Origin of the sequence: Citrobacter sp. Cf088 (genome assembly GCF_030334295.1) — a bacterium.
Lineage (GTDB): Bacteria > Pseudomonadota > Gammaproteobacteria > Enterobacterales > Enterobacteriaceae > Citrobacter > Citrobacter freundii.
In genome coordinates, this window is the sequence record NZ_JAOWEE010000040.1 from 197,242 (window position 1) to 218,021 (window position 20,780).

Genomic DNA, 20,780 nt, shown 5'->3' on the forward strand with positions numbered 1-20,780 from the left:
GATAGTTAGCAACTGCGAAATAGATATTTCTGTGACGAGAGGAAACCTGACTACATTTTAGACGCTGTGGAATAATGTTCTGCCAGAGGACTCACATTGTGGACGGAAAAACAAAATATAAAAAAACCGGAGCACAAGGCTCCGGTTATCGGGTCATAACCCACGTTTATTGCTGTGGGTTTTCGTCCTGGTCAACGGCGAAACAGGCCACCAACTGACCGCCATAGTCTTTTAACTGTGGCTGAAGCTGAGTACACGGACCAAAGCGACGGCGGCAACGGGCGTTGAATGCGCAGCCTGGTGGTGGATTCAGCGGGCTTGGCAGCTCACCGGTCAGCTTGATACGCTCGCGGCGATCGTCCGGGTTCAGGCGCGGCGTTGCGGAGAGCAGCGCCTGAGTGTACGGATGCCGTGGATTATTGAAGATCTGATCCTTGGTTCCTTTTTCCACACAGCGGCCTAAATACATCACCATCACTTCATCGGCAATGTGCTCTACCACCGACAGGTCGTGCGAGATAAAGACGTATGACAGCCCCAGTTCCTGTTGCAAGTCCATCATCAGGTTCAGCACCTGCGCACGTACGGAAACGTCCAGCGCCGAGACAGGTTCGTCGGCAATCACCACATCCGGGTCAAGCATCAGACCGCGGGCAATGGCGATACGCTGACGCTGGCCGCCGGAGAACATATGCGGATAGCGGTCGTAGTGCTCGGTTTTCAGCCCCACTTTCGCCATCATCGCCAGCGCTTTTTCACGACGCTCCTCTTTGCTAAGCGTGGAGTTGATCAGCAACGGCTCTTCCAGAATCTGCCCTACTTTTTTACGCGGGTTCAGGGAACCATAGGGGTTCTGGAACACTATCTGGATTTTCTGCCGACGCAGCTTCTGCGCCTGCGGGTCATGCTTGAGTAAATCCTGACCCTGGTAATACAGCTCACCGCCAGTCGGGATTTCAATCATCGTCAGCAGACGGCCAAGGGTGGATTTCCCACAGCCCGACTCACCTACTACCGCCAGCGTTTTACCGCGCTCCAGAGTAAAGGAAACGCCATCCAGCGCTTTCACCAGGCGTTCCGGGGCGAACATGCCCTTCTTCACCGGGTAGTGTTTTTTCAGGTCAATTGCCTGCAACAGCGGCTGTTGCGCGGCGGCCTTTTGCGTACTCATAGCCCAGGCCTCCCGGCATCATCAAGTGGGTAGTGGCATTTTGACTGACGACCGCCTTCCAGCAGGTTCAGTTCAGGTTCTTCAGCGCGGCATTTGTCGGTCGCATAGGGGCAGCGTGGATTCAGCAAACAGCCGCTCGGGCGGTCATATTTACCGGGAACCACGCCCGGCAGTGAGGCCAGACGCGCTTTGTCCTGAGCAAACTCCGGCAGCGCGCGCAGCAGCGCCTGGGTGTAAGGATGACGCGGCGCGCGGAAGATATCCTGCGCGGCCCCGGTTTCCACTACCTGCCCAGCATACATCACGATGATTTTGTGTGCCGCTTCAGCCACCAGCGCCAGATCGTGCGTGATTAAGACCAGCGCCATGTTCTCTTTTTGCTGCAATTCCAGCAGTAGCTCGATGATCTGCGCCTGAATGGTCACATCCAGCGCCGTTGTCGGTTCATCGGCAATCAGCAGCTTCGGACGACAGGCAATCGCCATCGCGATCATCACGCGCTGACTCATCCCACCGGACAACTGGTGCGGATAGACATCCAGACGCGAGGCCGGATCGGGGATCCCCACCAGCGTCAGCAGGTCAATTGCCCGCTGAATACGCGTTTTTTTGTTGCCGCCCTGGTGCACCTTGATGGCTTCCATAATCTGGTAGCCGACGGTGTAGCAGGGGTTAAGACTGGTCATCGGGTCCTGGAAGATCATTGCCACTTCCGCACCCACCAGTTGGCGACGCTCTTTCTCAGAGATGCGCTTCAAGTCGCGACCATTAAACTCCAGATTTTCGGCCATAACGCGGCCAGGGTAGTCAATCAGTCCCATAATCGCCAGCGAGCTGACGGACTTACCAGAACCAGACTCCCCAACAATGCCAACCACTTCACCCTGATTCACACTGTAGCTAATGCGGTCTACGGCGCGGAATTCGGAACCTACGTCGCCGAAATGCACCGATAATTTATCTACATTTAATAACGCCATCTCGAACCTCTTACTGCTTCAGTTTGGGATCGAGCGCGTCACGCAGACCGTCACCCATCAGGTTAAATGCCAGCACCGTCAACAGGATCGCCAGCCCCGGGAAGGTCACAACCCACCAGGCGCTTTGGGCAAACTGCAGAACGTCAGAGAGCATGGTGCCCCATTCCGGCGTAGGCGGCTGTGCGCCCATCCCCAGGAAGCCGAGGGCAGCCATATCGAGAATGGCGTTAGAGAAGCCAAGCGACGCCTGAACAATCAGCGGCGCAAGACAGTTAGGCAGAATATTGACGAACATTTGGCGCATCGCGCCGGCTCCCGCCACGCGGGATGCGGTGACGTAGTCGCGGTTAACTTCCACCAGCACAGCGGCGCGCGTCAGACGCACATAGTGCGGCAATGCTACAAACGTCAGCGCCAGCGCAGCGTTGCCTATCGAGGGACCAAATACTGCCACCAGCACCAGCGCCAGTAACAGGCTCGGCAATGCCAGCATGATATCGACCACACGCATGATGACGTTATCGACAATTCCACCAAAGTAGCCAGCGATCAGCCCAAGAACCACGCCCATCAGCAGGGAGAGTACAACCACCAGACAGCCAACCAACAGCGACAGACGCGCACCGTACATCAGGCGGGACAGCACGTCGCGGCCCACATCATCAGTACCAAACAGATGCGCCATGGTACCGCCTTCCTGCCACGCAGGCGGAGCTAGTAGCGTATCGCGGAACTGGTCTGCCGGGTTGTAGGGTGCAAGGACGTTGGCAAAGACCGCAATCAGGATCATCACCACAACGTACACCAGCCCAACAACCGCACCTTTGTTGCGTTTAAAATAGTGCCAGAACTCCTGCAGCGGCGTCATCGGCACCGGTGCGGCAATAACTTTATTTTCAGTAACCTGTGACATGATGGCCCCTTACTTCTTATGCCGAATACGCGGGTTCACCACGCCGTACAGCAGGTCTACCAGCAGGTTGACGAGGATAATCATCGTCGCGACCAGCAGTACCCCCCCCTGCACTACCGGATAATCACGGCGTTGTAGCGCATCGATCAGCCAACGTCCCAGCCCCGGCCACGAGAAGATAGTCTCGGTCAGGATTGCCCCTGCCAGCAACGTACCAACCTGCAGGCCGATAACGGTGACAACGGGCAGCATCGCGTTACGCAGAGCGTGAATGATGATGACGCGCATACGGGTCAAACCTTTAGCGCGCGCGGTGCGGATGTAATCCTCACCCAGCACTTCCAGCATCGATGAACGGGTCATACGCACAATGACCGCCAGAGGTATAGTGCCCAGCACCATTGCTGGTAGGACCATATGCGCCAACGCATCGATAAAGTTGCCCTCTTCACCCCAGATGGCGGTGTCGATCAGCATAAAACCGGTCAGCGGATTGGAATCATCAAGGAACACCATGTCGCTCACCCGCCCAGAAACTGGCGTCAGGTTCCACTGCACGGAAACCAGCATGATCAGCATCATGCCCCACCAGAAAATCGGCATGGAGTAACCGGTCAGCGCCAGGCCAACGGCGGTATGATCGAAAATGGAGCCGCGCTTAACGGCAGCAAGTACACCCACCGGGATACCCACTGAGACGGCGAAAATCATCGCGCAGACGCCGAGTTCCAGCGTGGCTTTGAATCGAGGTACGAACTCTTCCCACACCGGTAAGCGGCTTTTCAGTGAGATACCTAAATCGCCATGCATAACCCCCCAGATATAGTGGAGGTACTGCTGCCACATCGGCTTATCCAGACCGAGTTCAGCCAACAGTTGAGCATGACGCTCAGGGGAGATCCCACGTTCACCTGCCATGATCATAACCGGATCGCCGGGGATCATATGGACGAAGGCAAAGGTGAGAAGAGTGATACCGATAAACGTGGGGATGACGAGTCCCAAACGTCGGAGAATGAACTGCAACATAACCCGGATTCTCTCTAATGACGCACGGCCTGGAACCGTGAGTCTGTATTGCTCACAAATCTTATCCCACGCAAACTGCATCGCGGGTAAAGCATTACGCCGGAGGGCGCTGCGCTTATCCGGCCTACACAATACCGGGGCGCAGCGCTTCCTTAATTGCTTTTAATTATTCGACAGAGACGTTTTCGAAGTGGTGTTTGCCTAATGGATCAACCACATAGCCTTTCACTTCTTTACGCACTGGTTCGTACACGGTGGAGTGAGCAACAATCAGAGCCGGGGCCTGATCGTGCATAACAACCTGAGCTTGCTTGTACAGTTCAATACGTTTGTTGTGATCGTCGGTCGCACGCGCCGGTTGGATCAGGTCTTCAAACGGTTTGTAGCACCAGCGAGAGTAGTTGGAGCCGTCTTTCGCTGCCGCACAACTGAACAGGGTGGCGAAGAAGTTGTCCGGATCCCCGTTGTCACCGGTCCAACCCATCATCACCGCCTGATGTTCACCCGCTTTGGCGCGTTTCAGATACTCGCCCCACTCGTAGGTCACAATCTTGGCCTGAACGCCAATTTTCGCCCAGTCAGCCTGAACCATTTCTGCCATACGACGTGCATTCGGGTTATATGGACGCTGTACCGGCATAGCCCACAGCTCAACGGTAAAGCCTTTGTCCTGACCGGCTTCCTTCAACAGCGCTTTGGCTTTCTCAGGATCGTAGGTGTAGTCTTTAACGTCGTCGTTATAGCCCCACATGGTCGGTGGGATCAGGTTTTTCGCGGCAACGCCAGCACCCTGATAAACCGCTTTGATGATCGCTTCTTTGTTTACCGCGTAGGTCAGCGCCTGACGGACTTTCACATCATCAAACGGTTTCTTCTCGGTGTTGAAAGAGAGGTAGCCAACGTTCAGACCGGCCTGCTCCATCAGGTTGATATTTTTATCCTGCTTCATGCGCGCGATGTCAGCCGGGTTCGGGTACGGCATCACCTGGCACTCGTTCTTCTGCAGTTTGGCGTAACGCACAGAAGCGTCTGGCGTAATGGAGAAGACCAGACGGTCGATCTGCGGCTTAGTGCCCCAGTAACCTTCGAATGCTTTATACAAAATACGAGAGTCTTTCTGGTACTGCTGCAGCTGGAACGGACCGGTACCGATTGGGTTCAGATCCACTTTCTCCGGGGAACCGGCTTTCAGCATGTTGTCCGCATATTCTTTGGAAAGAATAGAAGCGAAGTCCATCGCCAGGTCAGCCAGGAACGGTGCTTCCGGGCGAGTCAGCACGAACTGAACGGTTTTATCATCCACTTTTTTCACTTCGGAGATCAGGTCTGGCAGACCCATCCCTTCGAAGTATTCATAGCTGCCGCCAGAAACTTTATGGTACGGGTTCTGGGCATTTTTCTGACGATCGAAAGAGAACACCACGTCATCGGCGTTTAAATCGCGCGTCGGTTTGAAATCTTTGTTGTCCTGCCACTTCACGCCCTGACGCAGGTGGAAGGTATAGGTTTTACCGTCTTCGCTGATTTCCCACTTCTCAGCAAGTCCCGGGATCACTTCAGTTGTGCCGGTTTTGAACTCGACCAGGCGGTTATAGATCGGCACGGAGCTGGCATCATAGGTGGTACCAGAGGTGAAAAGCTGCGGGTTAAAGCCTTCAGGAGATCCTTCTGAACAATAAACCAGAGTTTTAGCCTGTACGCTTGCTGCGACGGTCATAGCCACCAGGCTCAGACCAAGCTTCAGCATCCCTGACTTCTTCAAGGAAATACTCATTCTTCTGCTCCAAATGTGATGTTTGTTGTTTTACCCATTTGCGATGGGTTTGCACCGCCTGGCCTTTTTTGTTTTTTACCCGGCCGGGTCAGCGTTAAGAGGATGGGGATTCCGTTCACATAAGCGACTGAGTTGCAGTGCGGATTCTCCATGAAATGCCCCTCATACCCTACAATCTGTCAACAGAATGTGAAAACGTCAATACAGGTAACCGCGATTTACACCAACGGTGAGAATTGGCAAACAAAGATTAAAAAAAGTGCAAGCGGGTATTTTCAGCAGGGAAATTTGTGCTACGCGCACTATGCCAGAATAAACATCTTCATACTTCGCAACATTTGGAGATTAACATTTATGCAATTTATTCAAATTTTCCCAATGAATGCTGCATATCTGAGCGATTAATGCCATGAACGTTAAAACGCACAGCGGAAAATGCCAGCGCCAGCCATAAGTAGCGCAAAAAAAGTTTCAAGCAAACATAAAAAAAGGCAATGGAATATGTCACAGAATCGTTAACTGTCAGTGGGAAGTGATGCACAATTTTTGCAGATAAAAGGAAGGTCAAAGGTGGGGTTGGAATAACGCCATACACGCCGGGATGAAACTGAGTCTGTAGGCCGGATAAGGCAAAAAACCCTGCTCGTTGAGCAGGATTTAAATTTGGTCGGTGATAGAGGATTACTCGCCACTACGTGGCTCGCCCTGCGGGCCGTTGCTGACGCAACGTTCTCTCGCTACGCTCGAGTCGAACCTCTTACCCCCGGAGGTTCTCATCCTCCTGGGCTATAAAGCAAAAAACCCTGCTCGTTGAGCAGGGTTTTAAATTTGGTCGGTGATAGAGGATTCGAACCTCCGACCCCTTCGTCCCGAACGAAGTGCGCTACCAGGCTGCGCCAATCACCGAATGCGGGGCGCATCTTACTGCTCAGCCGCGCGCCCGTCAATCCCTTAGTATCAAAATGCCATTTGATCGGCGAGAAAGTCAGCAGCTCTGTTACTGGGCTGTAACCTTCTTCGCGTCCGGGATACGACACCAGTTGTTATTCTCGTTAATCCCCCCATTTGGCGAGGTATAACCAAGGCAACCCAGAACGGTATCGTACAATTCCACATGACGACGCGGCACCTTCATATCCGCCTCCTGCTTCAGGTGCGCAAACGCCTTCGCATGGTCAGGGTCTTCCAGATATTTGTCAGACATCCACACCATCATAGGAACGCGGAACTGCTCAGGCGGCGCCATTTTACGCGGCGTTCCGTGCAGGTGCTCACGTTCGTTAATTGACTCACCGTGATCGGCGGCGTAGAACACAATCGCTTTCTTATCGCGCAATTGATCAAACACTTTGGTAATAAAGTGATCAACGTAGGTTACCGAATTATCAAATGAATTAATCATCTCAGCTTTCGAGCAGCCACTATCCACGTTGACACACTCCGGCTTCCACTGTGCATATTCGCGGGTGTAGCGCTGGGTGTAGTTAAAATGCGAGCCCTTGGTGTGCAGAATAATCAGACGCTTTTCGCCATCATCAGTCTTCTGTAAAGATTGCTGCATCTCATTAATCAGCAGCATATCGTCAACGTTTTTGCCACGGTTACGCGGCTCAGCGCCAATCTGCTCACGATAGGCAATGTTCTCTGCCATAGTATTGCTGTAGAACCACATCTCGCTTTGCATCGCGTAAAGATCGGTCTTGAACCCTAACTGGCCGAGCACGGAAAAGACGTTTTGTTCTTTCAGAGTACGCTGCGGGTTTTCTTCCGCCCCGCCCTCGCGCACAAACATACAGCGCAGCGAAAGTTTAGTTGCCGTATCACAGGAATATCCTCGGAACGCGGCCAGATTTTTCTCCTGGGCGAGCCTTGGCGTGGTATTGCGCTCATAGCCAAAAATCCCCATATGATCCCAGCGGGTCGTTTCGCCGATAATAAAGACCACGTAGGTGTCGTCGAGGTTTTTGGGCGCAACATAGGTAAACTTCTTCGCCGGGTTCATCAGCGATTTGTTGTCTGAGGATTCATCCACCTGTGCCCAGGCGTACAAACCCAGCGCAGAGAGCCAGTTTGACGGCAGATAGGAATTCGCCACAACCCCACCATAGCTGGGTAAATCGATTCCTGTTTCTCGCTCAACGCTTCTCTGTTGCATGCTCAGCAAGCGAATCGGCGCCCATACCATCAGGCCAGCCAACAATACCACCGCCACGCTACGCCATCTCATGCCAGGCGTGCGGATCTGTTTCATCAGGGTATAGCGGCAGCGATTACTCCAAATCAGAACCAACGGTAAAATGCTGACCGAAACCAGCCACACGATAAAATGCCAGCCAACAACTTCTTTCGATAAATCAATATCCGTTGTCATTACGGAGGCAATAATACCGTAGCCAATGACCACGTTCAGGAAGGTCATGTAATAGCTGGCGCCGGCAGAGCAGAGCACCACAAACGTTGCCAGTACACGCCAGGCGCGTCGGCCAAATAAAGAGAGAATACGGAGTAAAAAGAAGGTCACCAGCACAGTGCCAGCTAATTCAACAACCGCAGAGAGTCCTTTCCAGACGGTAAACTCGTGCGCATATCCGCTAAAACGACGGAAAAACACAGCGCAATTCATAAAAAGACCGATATAGATCGCCAGCAAGAAACTCAGCTTCTGCTGCGTCATCGATTTGATATATCTCATGCAAACAAACCCTGGAGGAAGGGATAAAAACACCCTGCGCAAAAGCCTGTCAGGCCATACAGGGGAAAAGTGCGACAAATGCAGATAATAAGACAATTCTACAGCGCAGGTAAGTAGACCACAGGAGGGAAGAAAAGTGCTTATAGAGAATGCAAACGGCGCATATATTTTTGTAAATATATGCGCCGGGCATTAATCAGACCACTAATAGATCAGGCGTGTGCCTCGGTATAGACGCTACGCTGCGGCTGACGAATAGTGGTAGAAAGCGCCAGCGAGATAATTAACAGCGCAAAGATAACGCAGAAGGTCACATAGAATCCGCCGAACAGCGAGGCGATAATGGAACCACAAATGCTGCCGATACCGAAACCTAAGTAAATGACACCGTAGTTTTTAGCCAGGTTGTTCAAACCGAAGAACTCACTCACCAGTGACGGGAACACGGTGATGGTGCCGCCAAAGTTAAATGCCACACAGGCAATCGCCGTAAAGAAGGTCACATCATTCAACGGCGCGAACAGCAGTGCCGCCATACCCACCAGCGAAACGACCTGCCCAATGGTGATAACGCGAATACGAGAGATTTTGTCGGACAGAATCCCCAGAACCAGACGACCGGACAGGTTAGCGATAGAAATCACGGTCACCGCGTTTGCCGCCGTTGCCACATCCATATGTGCCAGACTTTGTGCGATATCTTTCGCCACGCCAATTACGTACAGCCCGCTCATACACGCCGTCAGGAACATGACCGCCAGCATCCAGTACTGCGGTTTACGCATGGACTGCGCCAGGGTGTAGTCATTCTCAACCACGCCATTTTTCGTTTTCACTTCCTGATTCGGGGCGTCTTTCATCAGCGTGGAGCCAAAGACGATCATTACCAGCACAATCGCGCCCCAGATCATGAAGGTTTTTTCCAGACCCACGGTGCTCAACAGTTGGCTGTCGATGAATTTAAAACCGAGGCTGCCAAGACCGTAAGAACCGATAGCGAAGGCGGAAATCAGCCCTTTACGCTCCGGGAACCATTTTACACAGTTGGAAAGTGTTAACAGGTAGCCTGCGCCATCCGCCAGACCAACCAACACACCAGCGCTCAGCCACAGCATAATCAGGCTGTCAGAGTGGGCGGTTAAGAAGAAGCCAACACCGAGTAAAATACCGGAGGCCATGGTGACGCGTTTCACGCCAAAACGTTCCTGCAGTTTCCCGGCGACGGAAGAAGAAATTGCCAGCCCGAGGCTCAGCAGGCCAAAGGAAAAGGCAACCTGACTCACCGGCGCATCAAGCTTAGAAGAAAGCGCACCGTTAAACAGGCTCCAGGTATAAACAGAACCTAAAGCAAATTGGGTAATGATGGTGCCGATCAGTGTCAGCCAGCGGGTACGCTGATAATCAGAAGTTTTCATGGCAGTCTTCCTGCATAAACAAAATGGGAAATTCTCTGCCAACAACCATACCGAAGCGTTTTTATGAGCAGGGGAAAACGGCATGAAATGCCGCCAGGACGGAATGAAATGCCTGGAATGCGGAATGAATGACGAGACAAAAAGTCGGGTTACTGAATTTTATCGCATGAGTTAGTACACGCTATCGCTGGAGTGCGTGTGATTGTTGATCTCAACATGTAATCAAGATGTTTATGTGATGATTGTTTACGTTAAAATTTGGCGCTCACTCCCATGGTGTACATATAGTCGCTGTTGTTGGTGCTATTTTCCGCCTGCGACAGCGCCGCGTAAGCCGCCATGTGCGGGTTCAACAGCATATCCGCACCGACGGTAACATCTACCCAGTTACCATCCTGACCCGCCGCCGTCATGCGACTGAGACCCGACTGCGCCTTCCAGATATTTTCGCCAAACTGCTGGTTATAGCTGATTTGCGCCCACGGTCGCACATCACCGAACTGCGAATTGACTCGCCAGCCCAACGAGCTCACGCTGGCATGCCACAGCGGATCGTTCTGCGTTGCCGACGTCGCGCTATCGCCAAATTCGTTGTAAGTAGATGTGGTGGAACCGTCATAATGCAGCGCGGCAACCGGACCGGTTGTCACCTGCCTTGAAAGCGGGAAGTTCCAGCCCATACTCATGCCACTGGTGGCATCCATTGGCGTCTCATCCGCCAGATTCACCACGGGCCCCGCCACGTTCTGAGTGGAACGAATACGTTCTTCCAGAATGTCGTTATAACGTGGTTGGTGATCGCTGTCCCATGTATAACGTTCAGCCGTATGCCCTGACAGCGCATCAACGATATATTCTTGTTGCCAGCCATATGCTGTATTGATGGACAGCGCACAAACTATGACGCTCGCCAGAGTTAACCTTTGGCGACCACTACTGTTTCTTATAAGCATCAACGCGACTCCAGAAAAGAGCCGAATTCGGCGATATTATTGTCATTGTGTGAAGTATTTGGGCCAGCAGGCCTTGTATTAAATATTGTCTTTTTAGCTGGCGCGTCAAGGCGGGCCGAATGAAATTTTTACGCCAGTAAAAACAGCGAGGAAGAATATGCAGCGTTGCGGATGGGTCAGTCAGGATCCACTTTACATTGCCTACCACGACAAGGAATGGGGCGTCCCCGAAACCGATGGCAAAAAGCTGTTCGAAATGATCTGCCTCGAAGGCCAGCAGGCCGGGTTATCGTGGATTACCGTACTCAAGAAACGGGAAAATTATCGCCACGCTTTCCACCATTTTGACCCGGAAAAAGTGGCAGCCATGACCGAAGAGGATGTGGAAAGGCTGGTACTGGATGCCGGCATAATTCGCCATCGAGGAAAAATTCAGGCCATTATCGGCAACGCTCGCGCCTTTCTGACGATGGCACAAAACGGAGAGTCGTTTAGCGAGTTCGTCTGGTCATTTGTTGATAACCAACCGCAAGTGACCCGCGCCGCCAACCTGAGCGATATTCCCACCTCCACGCCTGCGTCAGACGCGCTGTCTAAGGCGTTAAAAAAACGCGGATTTAAGTTTGTCGGCACCACCATTTGTTACTCCTTTATGCAGGCATGCGGCCTGGTCAACGATCATGTCACCAGCTGCATCTGTTATCCGGGAGAACAACATGATTCGTGAATCAAAGGCTGAAGATCTACCGGCGATTCTAACGCTGTGGATGGAAAGCACAATCCATGCCCATCCGTTTATCGAAGAGCGCTACTGGCGCGAAAGTGAATCCGTGGTGCGGGATGTTTATCTGCCAGCCGCGCAAACCTGGGTGTGGGAAGAAGAAGGCGAGCTCAAAGGTTTTGTCAGCGTCATTGATGACCGCTTCCTCGGCGCGCTGTTTGTCGCGCCTGCCGCCATCAGAAGCGGGATCGGCAAAGCGCTGGTGCAGCATGTGCAGCAGCGCTTTTCGTTACTCAGCCTGGAGGTCTACCAGAAGAATCAATCAGCGGTGAACTTCTACCATGCGCTGGGTTTTCGCATTGAAGACGGCGCATGGCAGGAAGAGACTCACCATCCCACATGGATTATGGGCTGGCAGGCGGATCAAACGCCGTAAGCGTCAACGTGGGTCCGTTGTATTTTTCAAGCCACGCCAGCGCGGTGTTGCCTGCGCAGCCATTCCCCAGCTTCGAGCTGGGGAGATCTTTGGTCAGCACGTTGACGGCGCCATTTTTACAAATACCGTCAGCTGTCGGCTCCAAATCCGGCCAGGCGCCTTCATGAATACAGATGACGCCAGGTTTGATGCCCTCCGTCACCACAGCCCCCGCCAGAACGTGTCCACGCTGATTCCACACCCTGACCGTATCGCCATCCGCAATGCCGCGCGCGTGGGCATCCTGCGGATGAATCGTTACCGGCTCACGATCCGCTACCGCATACTGCTCACGCAACGCGCTGTAGTTAAGCTGACTGTGCAAACGGTGCGCCGGATGGGCGGAAAGCAGCTGTAGCTGGCCCGGTTCGGCGTTACCGAACCACTCATCCGGCTCCAGCCACATCGGGTGCCCCGCACAGTCCGCGTAGCCGTAACCAGCAATCCTCGCGGAGTAGATTTCAATTTTTCCGCTGTCCGTTTTCAGCGGATGAGCCTGCGGGTCGCGGCGAAAATCCGCAAAACGGATAAACTGCGCGCTGGCGGCATTTTCCAGCATTTCGATCAGGGCGTTGCGCTGCCAAAACTCGGCGAAAGGCGGCAATGTCACCTGCTGACTGGCCCCACGTTGCCCGGCAATATTGTAAAACGTCTCCAGCCATTCCAGCTCGCTTTTGCCTTCGGTGAATCGCTCGTAACCGCCCTCTTCCCAGCGTTCACTCAGCTCGGCAAAAACATCATAATCATTTCGCGCTTCGTCCTGCGGCGGCACAACCTGCTTCATCGGCACCAGGTGCTGGTTGCTGTAGTCGCCGGTCATGGTCAAATCATTGCGCTCAAAGGAGGTGGTCGCTGGCAGTACGATATCGGCATGCTTCGCTGCGGCGGTCCAGAAACACTCCGAGATAACCACCAGCTGCGGTTTTTGCCAGGCGCGAATTAAACGGTTAGTGTCCTGATGATGGGTGAAGTTAGCACCACCAGCCCACCACAACATGCGGATGTCCGGGAAATGGCGGTCCATGCCGTTGTGCTGGTAAAAACCACCGGGATTTTCCAGCGCTTCAACAATTCGCGCCACCGGGATTTTATCTACCGCGTCGGTACCGCCTTTAACGCTGCCCTGCATTGAAGCCAGCACCGCAGCCCGGCGCGTTGGATTGCCGCCGTTGGCAAAATGGTACGACAGCCCAAAACCGCCGCCTGGCGTCCCGATTTGCCCGAGCATGGCGGCCAGGGTGACGATCATCCAGTGTTTCTGCTCACCATACTGTTGGCGCTGCATCCCCCATCCGGCCATCAGCATAGTGGTATTTTGGTGAAATATCGCCGCAAGTTCGCGTATTTTTGTTGCGGGTATACCGCAAATCTCCGCAGCCCACTCTGCCGTTTTCACAACATCATCAGATTTACCCAGCAGATAGTTTGCAAAACGGTCATAGCCGGTGGTACACCGGGCGAGAAAATCCTCGTCATGCCAGCCGTTTTCCACCAGCGTATGCGCGATGCCCAGCATCAGCGCCACGTCGGTCCCCATATGCGGGGCAATCCATTCCATCTTATCGCCAAAGAAATCGACGCTTTCCGATCGCATCGGATCGATACAGATCAACCGTTTACCGCTGTCGCGCAAAGCCTCAAAGTAAGCGAGCCCCTGCTCATCGGACGCGTTCCAGGCAATCTTCAGTGTATTCAGCGGATTAGCGCTCCATAACACCACCACCTCGCTGTTCTCAAGCACCACAGGCCAGCTGGTTTGCTGCTGGTAAACCTCGTTACCGCCCACCACGTACGGCATGATCGCCTGCGCAGCCCCCGTCGAATAATCCCCCAGATGCCCGGTATAACCGCCTGCCAGCGCCATATAACGCTGTAGCAGAGTTGCCGCTTTGTGTAACACGCCGTTAGAGCGCCAGCCGTAGGAACCGGCAAAAATCGAGGCCGGGCCGTAGCTGTCACGGATACGTTTATGCTGCGTATGGATAAGATTCAGCGCGTCGTCCCAACTGACGCGAACAAATTCATCCTGCCCACGCACGCCCTGGGGATTCTCCGGCGAGGCGAGAAAGCCTTTACGCACCATTGGAAAACGTACCCGCGTTTTACTGTGAACCTGGTCGCGCACCACGGTTTGCAAAGAGTTGGGATGGGAAGTGGGCAACGCGCCACGCGAGGAGAAAACCGTCTCACCATCGGTGTCGACGAGAATTGGTCCCCAGTGGGCGGCGGTTAACACCGAGTAATGTGCGGGTGAATTAGCCAAGATGGCGCTCCTGAATGCGATGTGACGGCTTTTTTATTATGCCGTTCAATGTTACTTACAAATTTCAGAGTCTTCCCTGGAATTTTCTTCATGTTCACACGTCATAATCAACCGCCACGGTCGCTGTGGCAAAGAAGAAAAAGTCATTAAGGAATTAAGATGAAGAAACGTGTTTTTGTTATTGCTGCCATCGTGAGCGGCGCCCTGGCGGTTTCTGGCTGCACAACAAACCCTTACACCGGCGAACGCGAAGCGGGTAAATCCGGCATTGGCGCGGGTATTGGCTCTCTGGTCGGCGCGGGCATTGGCGCACTCTCTTCTTCGAAGAAAGATCGCGGTAAAGGCGCACTGATTGGCGCGGCGGCGGGTGCGGCCGTTGGTGGTGGTATCGGCTATTACATGGATGTGCAGGAAGCAAAACTGCGCGAAAAAATGCAGGGAACGGGCGTCAGCGTGACGCGTAGTGGCGATAACATCATTCTGAATATGCCGAATAACGTCACCTTCGACAGCAGCAGCGCCAACCTGAAACCTGCTGGTGCCAACACCCTGACCGGCGTGGCAATGGTACTGAAAGAGTACAATAAAACCGCCGTCAACGTGCTGGGCTTCACCGACAGCACCGGCAGCCAGGATCTGAATATGCGTCTGTCTCAACAACGCGCGGACTCCGTGGCCAGCGCCTTGATCACGCAAGGGGTTGCCGCTAATCGTATCCGCACTCAGGGCATGGGTCCGTCAAATCCGATCGCCAGCAACAGCACGGCGGAAGGTAAAGCGCAGAACCGTCGCGTAGAGATTACGTTGAGTCCTGTGCAGTAATCGTTGAGCTGGGTGGCGGCTTCGCCTTACCCGGCCTACGTTCGACATGTAGGCCCGGTAAGCGCAGCGCCACCGGGCAAATTACTTGCTTCGTCAGATTTTCCCGCTAAGGTATTCACACGAAATTCAGGGAAATCAGCGATGAGCAAATCAACACGGGCAACCATCAGCGATGTGGCGAAAGCCGCAAAAACCGGCAAGACCAGCATTTCACGCTATCTCAACGGTGAAAAGCACCTGCTTTCCGACGCGCTACTGGCCCGCATTGAACAAGCCATTGCCGATCTCGACTACCGTCCCAGCCTGATGGCAAGAGGCCTTAAACACGGTCGTACCCGCCTGATTGGCCTGATCATCGCCGATATTACCAATCCCTACTCCGTCAACGTGTTAAGCGGCATTGAAGCCGCCTGCCGCGATAAAGGCTTTACCCCGCTGGTGTGTAACACCAACAACGAAGTGGATCAGGAACTGCATTATCTCGACCTGCTGCGCAGCTACCAGGTCGAAGGGATTGTGGTCAACGCCGTCGGGATGCGCGAAGAGGGGCTGAACCGCCTGCAGCAGTCTGCGCTGCCGATGGTGCTGATTGACCGTAAAATCCCCGATTTCGCCTGTGATATGGTCGGGCTGGATAACACCCAGGCGGCAACGGTTGCCACGGAACATCTGGTCGAACAAGGTTTTGAAGCCATCCTGTTCCTCAGCGAACCGCTCGGCATGGTGAATACCCGCCGCGAACGCCTGAGCGCTTTTCGCGCCACCCTCGCACAGTACCCCGGCGTTATCGCGCAAAATGCCGAAGTCCCGCTCACGGACAATACGCAACTGGACGACACCCTGCGCCAGTTCCACCAGCAGCACCGGGGAATGCGCAAAGCCGTTATCTCAGCCAATGGCGCTCTCACACTGCAGGTTGCCCGCGCCCTGAAACGCATTGGCCTTAACTGGGGCAGCGATATCGGCCTGCTCGGTTTTGACGAACTGGAATGGGCCGAACTGGCGGGCGTTGGTATTACCACGTTGAAACAACCTACCTGGCAGATTGGCTACACCGCCGTTGAGCAGGTTGTACGCCGGATCGATGGCGGCTCTGCTGCCATTCAGGAACAGGTCTTCTCCGGCGAACTAATCGTTCGCGGCTCTACCGCCCGTTAAATTTCCTTCGTGATGGTGATCATAAATTCAACATCATAAGCTTTTCTTTGGAACCGGTTCCATCTAGCGTTATAGCAAGAACGCTAGTCTGGAGTTTCCATGAAAAGAAAAATTATGGTAGTCACCGCCGCTTACGGCCACGACCAGGTACGGGCCGCTGGCGGGCAAACGGCAATGCTGCCCATTATCGCTGAAGCCGGTGCTGACGGCGTCGAAATCCGCCGCGAATTGCTGACCGACGCCGAGCTGCACACGCTGTCTACGGTGGCATCTGCTATCGAAATCTTCGGCCTGCTGGCCTGTTACTCAGCGCCTGAGCCGTTGTTCCTTGAGGACGGTAGCCTCAATCCCCGACTTCCTGCGCTACTTGAAGAAGCACAGGCCCTGCAGGCGCTGTGGCTAAAAGTCTCCCTCGGTCATTTCTCCCATACCGAACAGTTCAACGTGTTACGTGAATGGCTGGACAACAGCGGAATGGAACTGGTTGTCGAAAACGATCAGACCGCCTGCGGACGCCTGAAGCCGATGCAGCGCTTTAACGAAGCCTGCCAGACGCAAAATCTGCCGATATCTCTGACCTTCGATATGGGCAACTGGCTGTGGGTGGGCGACTCCCCGGAACAGGCGGCGCAGAAACTGGCGTCAACCGTTGGGTATATCCATGTCAAAGCCGCCGTTGCACATCGCGACAGCTACCGTGCCGTACCGCCTGATGCAGCCGATCCGCGCTGGCTGACGCTGTTGAAAACGCTGCCGGGCGATGTTCCACGCGGCATTGAGTTTCCCCTGGAAGGGCTGGATTTGGCGGCGGTTACCCGCCGTTACGTCGAGTTGTTACGCGAGGAGTAACGCATGAAAAATTCACTGGATGTGGTAACGATTGGTGAAGCGATGGCGATGTTTGTCGCCACGCAAACCGGCGAACTGGCGGATGTGGAGCAGTTTATCAAGCGCGTTGCTGGCGCTGAACTCAATGTGGCGACCGGTCTTGCCCGGCTGGGCCTGAAGGTCGGTTGGGTAAGCCGTGTAGGCAACGACAGTTTTGGCCGTTTTATCGTTAAGTCGCTGGAAAAAGAAGGGATTGATGCGCAGGGAGTCACCCAGGACGGGCGTTACGCTACTGGCTTTCAGCTTAAATCTAAGGTCGAAAATGGAACCGATCCCATTGTGGAATACTTCCGCAAAGGTTCCGCTGCCAGCCACCTCAGCATTGAGGATTATCACGAAGCCTACTTCACCAGCGCGCGCCACCTACACCTGAGCGGCGTAGCGGCGGCACTTTCTGCCAGCTCTTATGAACTGTTAGCCCATACCGCCCGCACACTGAAAGCACAAGGGAAGACCATCTCGTTCGACCCGAATTTACGCCCTGTGCTGTGGAAAAGCGAAGCCGAGATGGTGGAAAAACTGAACCGTTTGGCATTCCAGGCCGACTGGGTTTTGCCTGGATTAAAAGAGGGCATGATTTTAACCGGTCAGGAGACGCCTGAAGCCATCGCCAACTTTTATCTGCGCCACGGGGTGAAGGCCGTGATCATCAAAACCGGGGCTGATGGCGCCTGGTACAAAACCGCCGGCGGTGAACAAGGCTGCGTTGCACCGGTAAAAGTCGACAACGTGGTTGATACGGTCGGCGCAGGTGATGGTTTTGCCGTGGGCGTTATTAGCGCCCTGCTGGAAGGCCGCTCGCTGCATCAGGCTGTGACCCGCGGCAATAAAATTGGCGCACTGGCCATTCAGGTTCAGGGCGACAGCGAAGGATTACCCACACGTGAACAATTAGGGGAATAAATTCCCGGCCAACTCTGTCTCTGTACCCTACATTCAGAGGCGGCGTATCAGTATAACCAGAGGGCAGTCTATGAATAGCTCAACTAATGCAGCAAAACGCTGGTGGTACATCATGCCAATCGTGTTTATCACGTATAGCCTGGCGTACCTTGACCGCGCGAACTTCAGCTTCGCCTCCGCCGCAGGTATCAACGAGGACCTCGGCATTACCAAAGGGATCTCTTCCCTGCTGGGCGCGCTGTTTTTCCTCGGCTACTTCTTCTTTCAGATCCCGGGCGCAATTTACGCCGAACGCCGCAGCGTACGAAAACTGATTTTTGTCTGTCTGATCCTCTGGGGTGCCTGTGCGTCGTTAACCGGCATGGTCAGCAATATTCCAATGCTTGCCGCCATCCGCTTTATTCTTGGCGTCGTTGAAGCCGCGGTCATGCCCGCAATGCTGATTTATATCAGTAACTGGTTTACGAAGTCCGAGCGTTCGCGCGCAAACACTTTCCTGATCCTCGGTAACCCGGTTACCGTCCTGTGGATGTCCGTGGTTTCCGGGTATCTGATCCAGGCGCTGGGCTGGCGGGAAATGTTCATCATCGAGGGCTTCCCGGCCATCATCTGGGCGTTCTGCTGGTGGGTGCTGGTAAAAGACAAACCGTCTCAGGTCGGTTGGCTGTCAGAATCTGAAAAAGCCGCCCTTCAGGCACAACTGGAAAAAGAGCAGCAAGGCATCAAAGCCGTACGGAACTATAGCGAGGCTTTCCGCTCACGTAACGTCATCCTGCTGTGTATGCAGTATTTCACCTGGAGTATTGGCGTCTATGGTTTTGTCCTGTGGCTGCCGTCGATTATCCGCAACGGCGGTGCAAATCTGGGGATGGTTGAGGTTGGCTGGCTGTCATCCGTACCTTATCTGGCGGCGACGGCGGCGATGATCCTCGTTTCCTGGGCCTCCGATAAACTGCAAAATCGTAAGCTGTTTGTCTGGCCACTGTTACTGATAGCTGCTTTCGCTTTTATCGGCTCCTGGGCCGTGGGCGCAGACCACTTCTGGATTTCTTACACGCTGTTGGTTATTGCGGGTGCGGCAATGTATGCCCCTTATGGTCCTTTCTTTGCCATCATTCCTGAAATGCTGCCGCGTAACGTTGCCGGGGGTGCAATGGCGCTGATTAACAGTATGGGCGCGCTAGGCTCATTCTTTGGTTCATGGTTTGTCGGCTACCTCAATGGCGCTACCGGCAGCCCGTCCGCCTCGTACATTTTTATGGGGGTAGCGCTTTTTGTCTCAGTATGGCTAACTCTCATTGTGAGGCCGAGTCCTGCCATTGAACACACCGTCGACACTGTGGCAGAACCGCGTAATCAAGGCGGAGGGCGCTGGGCATAGTGAACTATGCCCAAGCCAGACAACGAAGAGTTCGTGGTTCTGACGCGTGTCCCGAAGGGCTGGGGCTATTTTTGCCCATTGCGGCGTTACTCCCAGCTCGTTTGGTTCACCAAACTTCTCTGCTCGTGCCTTGCACTGGGCAAAAATAACCGCCAGCGACGTGCGTGTGCAACGGCAGGACTCGGCCTGAGCCTGCTAATAATCAACAGCTACCTATTGGCGCACGCCACGCTTAAATTTTAACTTACGGAGATTTGCATGAAGCCGTCCATTATTCTCTATAAAGCGTTACCTGACGATTTACTGCATCGCCTGGAAGAGCATTTTACTGTGACTCAGGTGCCTAACCTGCGCCCGGAAACGGTCGCACAGCACGCTGAGGCTTTTGCCAATGCGGAAGGTCTGCTGGGCTCCAGTGAAGCCGTCAATACCGCTCTACTGGAGAAAATGCCGAAACTGCGTGCGACCTCCACGATTTCCGTCGGCTATGACAACTTCGACGTCGATGCCCTTAACGCGCGTAAGGTGCTGTTGATGCACACGCCAACCGTACTGACAGAAACCGTCGCCGATACGGTGATGGCGCTGGTGTTAAGTACCGCTCGCCGCATGGTAGAAGTGGCTGAACGCGTGAAGGTCGGTGAATGGACCAAAAGTATCGGGCCGGACTGGTTCGGTACGGATGTGCACCACAAAACGCTGGGGATTGTCGGCATGGGCCGCATTGGGCTGGCGCTGGCACAACGTGCGCATTTCGGCTTTAGCATGCCGATTCTCTATAATGCGCGCCGTCATCATCAGGTAGCAGAAGAACGCTTCAATGCGCGCTACTGCGACCTCGATACGCTGTTACAAGAATCCGATTTTGTCTGCCTGATCCTGCCGTTAACCGACGAAACGCATCATCTGTTCAGCACCGAACAGTTTGCCAAAATGAAGTCTTCCGCCATTTTCATTAACGCCGGACGTGGGCCGGTGGTCGATGAAAAAGCACTGATTGCCGCCCTGCAAAACGGCGAAATTCATGCCGCTGGCCTGGATGTGTTTGAGCAGGAGCCATTACCGGCAGACTCACCGCTGCTGTCGCTGCCAAACGTGGTTGCTGTGCCGCACATTGGTTCAGCCACGCATGAAACGCGCTATAACATGGCGGCCTGTGCGGTGGATAACTTAATCGATGCGCTGCAAGGACGCGTTGAGAAGAACTGCGTAAACCCGCAGGTCGCGCGATAAACAAAAGGC

General features: G+C 54.0%; 18 protein-coding genes, 1 tRNA gene and 1 other RNA gene. 8 read left to right on the forward strand and 12 right to left on the reverse strand.

From position 1 onward, the window contains the following. Positions 1-166: 166 nt before the first annotated feature. The 11 genes from dppF to OGV71_RS06280 all read right to left on the reverse strand — a co-directional run bounded on the left by dppF (position 167) and on the right by OGV71_RS06280 (position 10,927). Positions 167-1,171, reverse strand: a complete 1,005-nt coding sequence (gene dppF / locus OGV71_RS06230) for a dipeptide ABC transporter ATP-binding subunit DppF (protein WP_003024319.1) — start codon at positions 1,169-1,171, stop codon at positions 167-169. Continuing rightward, positions 1,168-2,151 (reverse strand): dipeptide ABC transporter ATP-binding protein, encoded by a 984-nt coding sequence (gene dppD / locus OGV71_RS06235; RefSeq protein WP_003024317.1) that lies wholly within the window; start codon positions 2,149-2,151, stop codon positions 1,168-1,170. The genes dppF and dppD overlap by 4 nt, the downstream gene beginning before the upstream one ends. A 10-nt stretch (positions 2,152-2,161) precedes the next feature. Then, positions 2,162-3,064, reverse strand: coding sequence for a dipeptide ABC transporter permease DppC (gene dppC, locus OGV71_RS06240; RefSeq protein WP_003024315.1), 903 nt, complete (start codon positions 3,062-3,064; stop codon positions 2,162-2,164). Between the two features lie 9 nt (positions 3,065-3,073). After that, positions 3,074-4,093, reverse strand: a complete 1,020-nt coding sequence (gene dppB, locus OGV71_RS06245) for a dipeptide ABC transporter permease DppB (RefSeq protein ID WP_003024312.1) — start codon at positions 4,091-4,093, stop codon at positions 3,074-3,076. Between the two features lie 166 nt (positions 4,094-4,259). Next, a complete protein-coding gene (dppA, locus tag OGV71_RS06250; RefSeq protein ID WP_003837731.1) occupies positions 4,260-5,867 on the reverse strand; it encodes a dipeptide ABC transporter periplasmic-binding protein DppA in 1,608 nt (535 codons plus the stop codon). Then, a complete protein-coding gene (locus tag OGV71_RS06255) occupies positions 5,864-6,019 on the reverse strand; it encodes a hypothetical protein (RefSeq protein ID WP_257651332.1) in 156 nt (51 codons plus the stop codon). The genes dppA and OGV71_RS06255 overlap by 4 nt, the downstream gene beginning before the upstream one ends. A gap of 512 nt (positions 6,020-6,531) precedes the next feature. Then, a non-coding RNA gene (locus OGV71_RS06260) (RtT sRNA) lies at positions 6,532-6,665 on the reverse strand. 31 nt (positions 6,666-6,696) lie between these two features. After that, a tRNA-Pro gene (locus OGV71_RS06265) sits at positions 6,697-6,773 on the reverse strand. Positions 6,774-6,864: 91 nt separating this feature from the next. Beyond that, entirely contained in the window at positions 6,865-8,559 is a 1,695-nt protein-coding gene (gene eptB, locus OGV71_RS06270; RefSeq protein ID WP_204583191.1) for a kdo(2)-lipid A phosphoethanolamine 7''-transferase, read from the reverse strand. A 212-nt stretch (positions 8,560-8,771) separates the two neighbouring features. Next, positions 8,772-9,974, reverse strand: a complete 1,203-nt coding sequence (locus OGV71_RS06275) for an L-lactate MFS transporter (RefSeq protein WP_003024301.1) — start codon at positions 9,972-9,974, stop codon at positions 8,772-8,774. Positions 9,975-10,225: 251 nt separating this feature from the next. Beyond that, complete coding sequence (locus OGV71_RS06280; protein ID WP_003024299.1) at positions 10,226-10,927, reverse strand: autotransporter outer membrane beta-barrel domain-containing protein; 702 nt, start codon at positions 10,925-10,927, stop codon at positions 10,226-10,228. A gap of 157 nt (positions 10,928-11,084) precedes the next feature. On the opposite strand from OGV71_RS06280, the gene tag reads away from it, so the two are divergent. After that, complete coding sequence (gene tag / locus OGV71_RS06285; protein WP_003846107.1) at positions 11,085-11,654, forward strand: DNA-3-methyladenine glycosylase I; 570 nt, start codon at positions 11,085-11,087, stop codon at positions 11,652-11,654. Next, the gene (locus tag OGV71_RS06290) at positions 11,644-12,084 is read left to right on the forward strand and encodes an N-acetyltransferase (protein WP_016151144.1); all 441 of its coding nucleotides are present in this window, start codon (positions 11,644-11,646) and stop codon (positions 12,082-12,084) included. The genes tag and OGV71_RS06290 overlap by 11 nt, the downstream gene beginning before the upstream one ends. On the opposite strand, the gene OGV71_RS06295 is transcribed toward OGV71_RS06290, so the two are convergent. Then, complete coding sequence (locus tag OGV71_RS06295) at positions 12,053-14,386, reverse strand: molybdopterin guanine dinucleotide-containing S/N-oxide reductase (protein ID WP_204583190.1); 2,334 nt, start codon at positions 14,384-14,386, stop codon at positions 12,053-12,055. The genes OGV71_RS06290 and OGV71_RS06295 overlap by 32 nt on opposite strands. 159 nt (positions 14,387-14,545) lie before the next feature. On the opposite strand from OGV71_RS06295, the gene OGV71_RS06300 reads away from it, so the two are divergent. From OGV71_RS06300 to ghrB, 6 genes are all read left to right on the forward strand, one after another. Continuing rightward, positions 14,546-15,208, forward strand: coding sequence for an OmpA family lipoprotein (locus OGV71_RS06300; RefSeq protein ID WP_003024287.1), 663 nt, complete (start codon positions 14,546-14,548; stop codon positions 15,206-15,208). 141 nt (positions 15,209-15,349) lie between these two features. Next, positions 15,350-16,366 (forward strand): LacI family DNA-binding transcriptional regulator, encoded by a 1,017-nt coding sequence (locus OGV71_RS06305; RefSeq protein ID WP_005133828.1) that lies wholly within the window; start codon positions 15,350-15,352, stop codon positions 16,364-16,366. Between the two features lie 99 nt (positions 16,367-16,465). Continuing rightward, positions 16,466-17,215, forward strand: coding sequence for a sugar phosphate isomerase/epimerase family protein (locus OGV71_RS06310; RefSeq protein WP_171858342.1), 750 nt, complete (start codon positions 16,466-16,468; stop codon positions 17,213-17,215). A gap of 3 nt (positions 17,216-17,218) precedes the next feature. Continuing rightward, entirely contained in the window at positions 17,219-18,157 is a 939-nt protein-coding gene (locus OGV71_RS06315; protein ID WP_204583189.1) for a sugar kinase, read from the forward strand. A 70-nt stretch (positions 18,158-18,227) separates the two neighbouring features. Beyond that, entirely contained in the window at positions 18,228-19,538 is a 1,311-nt protein-coding gene (locus tag OGV71_RS06320) for an MFS transporter (protein ID WP_032939182.1), read from the forward strand. Positions 19,539-19,796: 258 nt separating this feature from the next. Further along, complete coding sequence (ghrB, locus tag OGV71_RS06325) at positions 19,797-20,771, forward strand: glyoxylate/hydroxypyruvate reductase GhrB (protein WP_204583188.1); 975 nt, start codon at positions 19,797-19,799, stop codon at positions 20,769-20,771. Positions 20,772-20,780: the final 9 nt, after the last annotated feature.

Coding starts and splice junctions, on each gene's coding strand:
- dppF (WP_003024319.1), bottom strand. CDS start 1,171: ATGAGTACGCAAAAGGCCGCCGCGCAACAGCCGCTGTTGCAGGCAATT.
- dppD (WP_003024317.1), bottom strand. CDS start 2,151: ATGGCGTTATTAAATGTAGATAAATTATCGGTGCATTTCGGCGACGTA.
- dppC (WP_003024315.1), bottom strand. CDS start 3,064: ATGTCACAGGTTACTGAAAATAAAGTTATTGCCGCACCGGTGCCGATG.
- dppB (WP_003024312.1), bottom strand. CDS start 4,093: ATGTTGCAGTTCATTCTCCGACGTTTGGGACTCGTCATCCCCACGTTT.
- dppA (WP_003837731.1), bottom strand. CDS start 5,867: ATGAGTATTTCCTTGAAGAAGTCAGGGATGCTGAAGCTTGGTCTGAGC.
- OGV71_RS06255 (WP_257651332.1), bottom strand. CDS start 6,019: ATGGAGAATCCGCACTGCAACTCAGTCGCTTATGTGAACGGAATCCCC.
- eptB (WP_204583191.1), bottom strand. CDS start 8,559: ATGAGATATATCAAATCGATGACGCAGCAGAAGCTGAGTTTCTTGCTG.
- OGV71_RS06275 (WP_003024301.1), bottom strand. CDS start 9,974: ATGAAAACTTCTGATTATCAGCGTACCCGCTGGCTGACACTGATCGGC.
- OGV71_RS06280 (WP_003024299.1), bottom strand. CDS start 10,927: ATGCTTATAAGAAACAGTAGTGGTCGCCAAAGGTTAACTCTGGCGAGC.
- tag (WP_003846107.1), top strand. CDS start 11,085: ATGCAGCGTTGCGGATGGGTCAGTCAGGATCCACTTTACATTGCCTAC.
- OGV71_RS06290 (WP_016151144.1), top strand. CDS start 11,644: ATGATTCGTGAATCAAAGGCTGAAGATCTACCGGCGATTCTAACGCTG.
- OGV71_RS06300 (WP_003024287.1), top strand. CDS start 14,546: ATGAAGAAACGTGTTTTTGTTATTGCTGCCATCGTGAGCGGCGCCCTG.
- OGV71_RS06305 (WP_005133828.1), top strand. CDS start 15,350: ATGAGCAAATCAACACGGGCAACCATCAGCGATGTGGCGAAAGCCGCA.
- OGV71_RS06310 (WP_171858342.1), top strand. CDS start 16,466: ATGAAAAGAAAAATTATGGTAGTCACCGCCGCTTACGGCCACGACCAG.
- OGV71_RS06315 (WP_204583189.1), top strand. CDS start 17,219: ATGAAAAATTCACTGGATGTGGTAACGATTGGTGAAGCGATGGCGATG.
- OGV71_RS06320 (WP_032939182.1), top strand. CDS start 18,228: ATGAATAGCTCAACTAATGCAGCAAAACGCTGGTGGTACATCATGCCA.
- ghrB (WP_204583188.1), top strand. CDS start 19,797: ATGAAGCCGTCCATTATTCTCTATAAAGCGTTACCTGACGATTTACTG.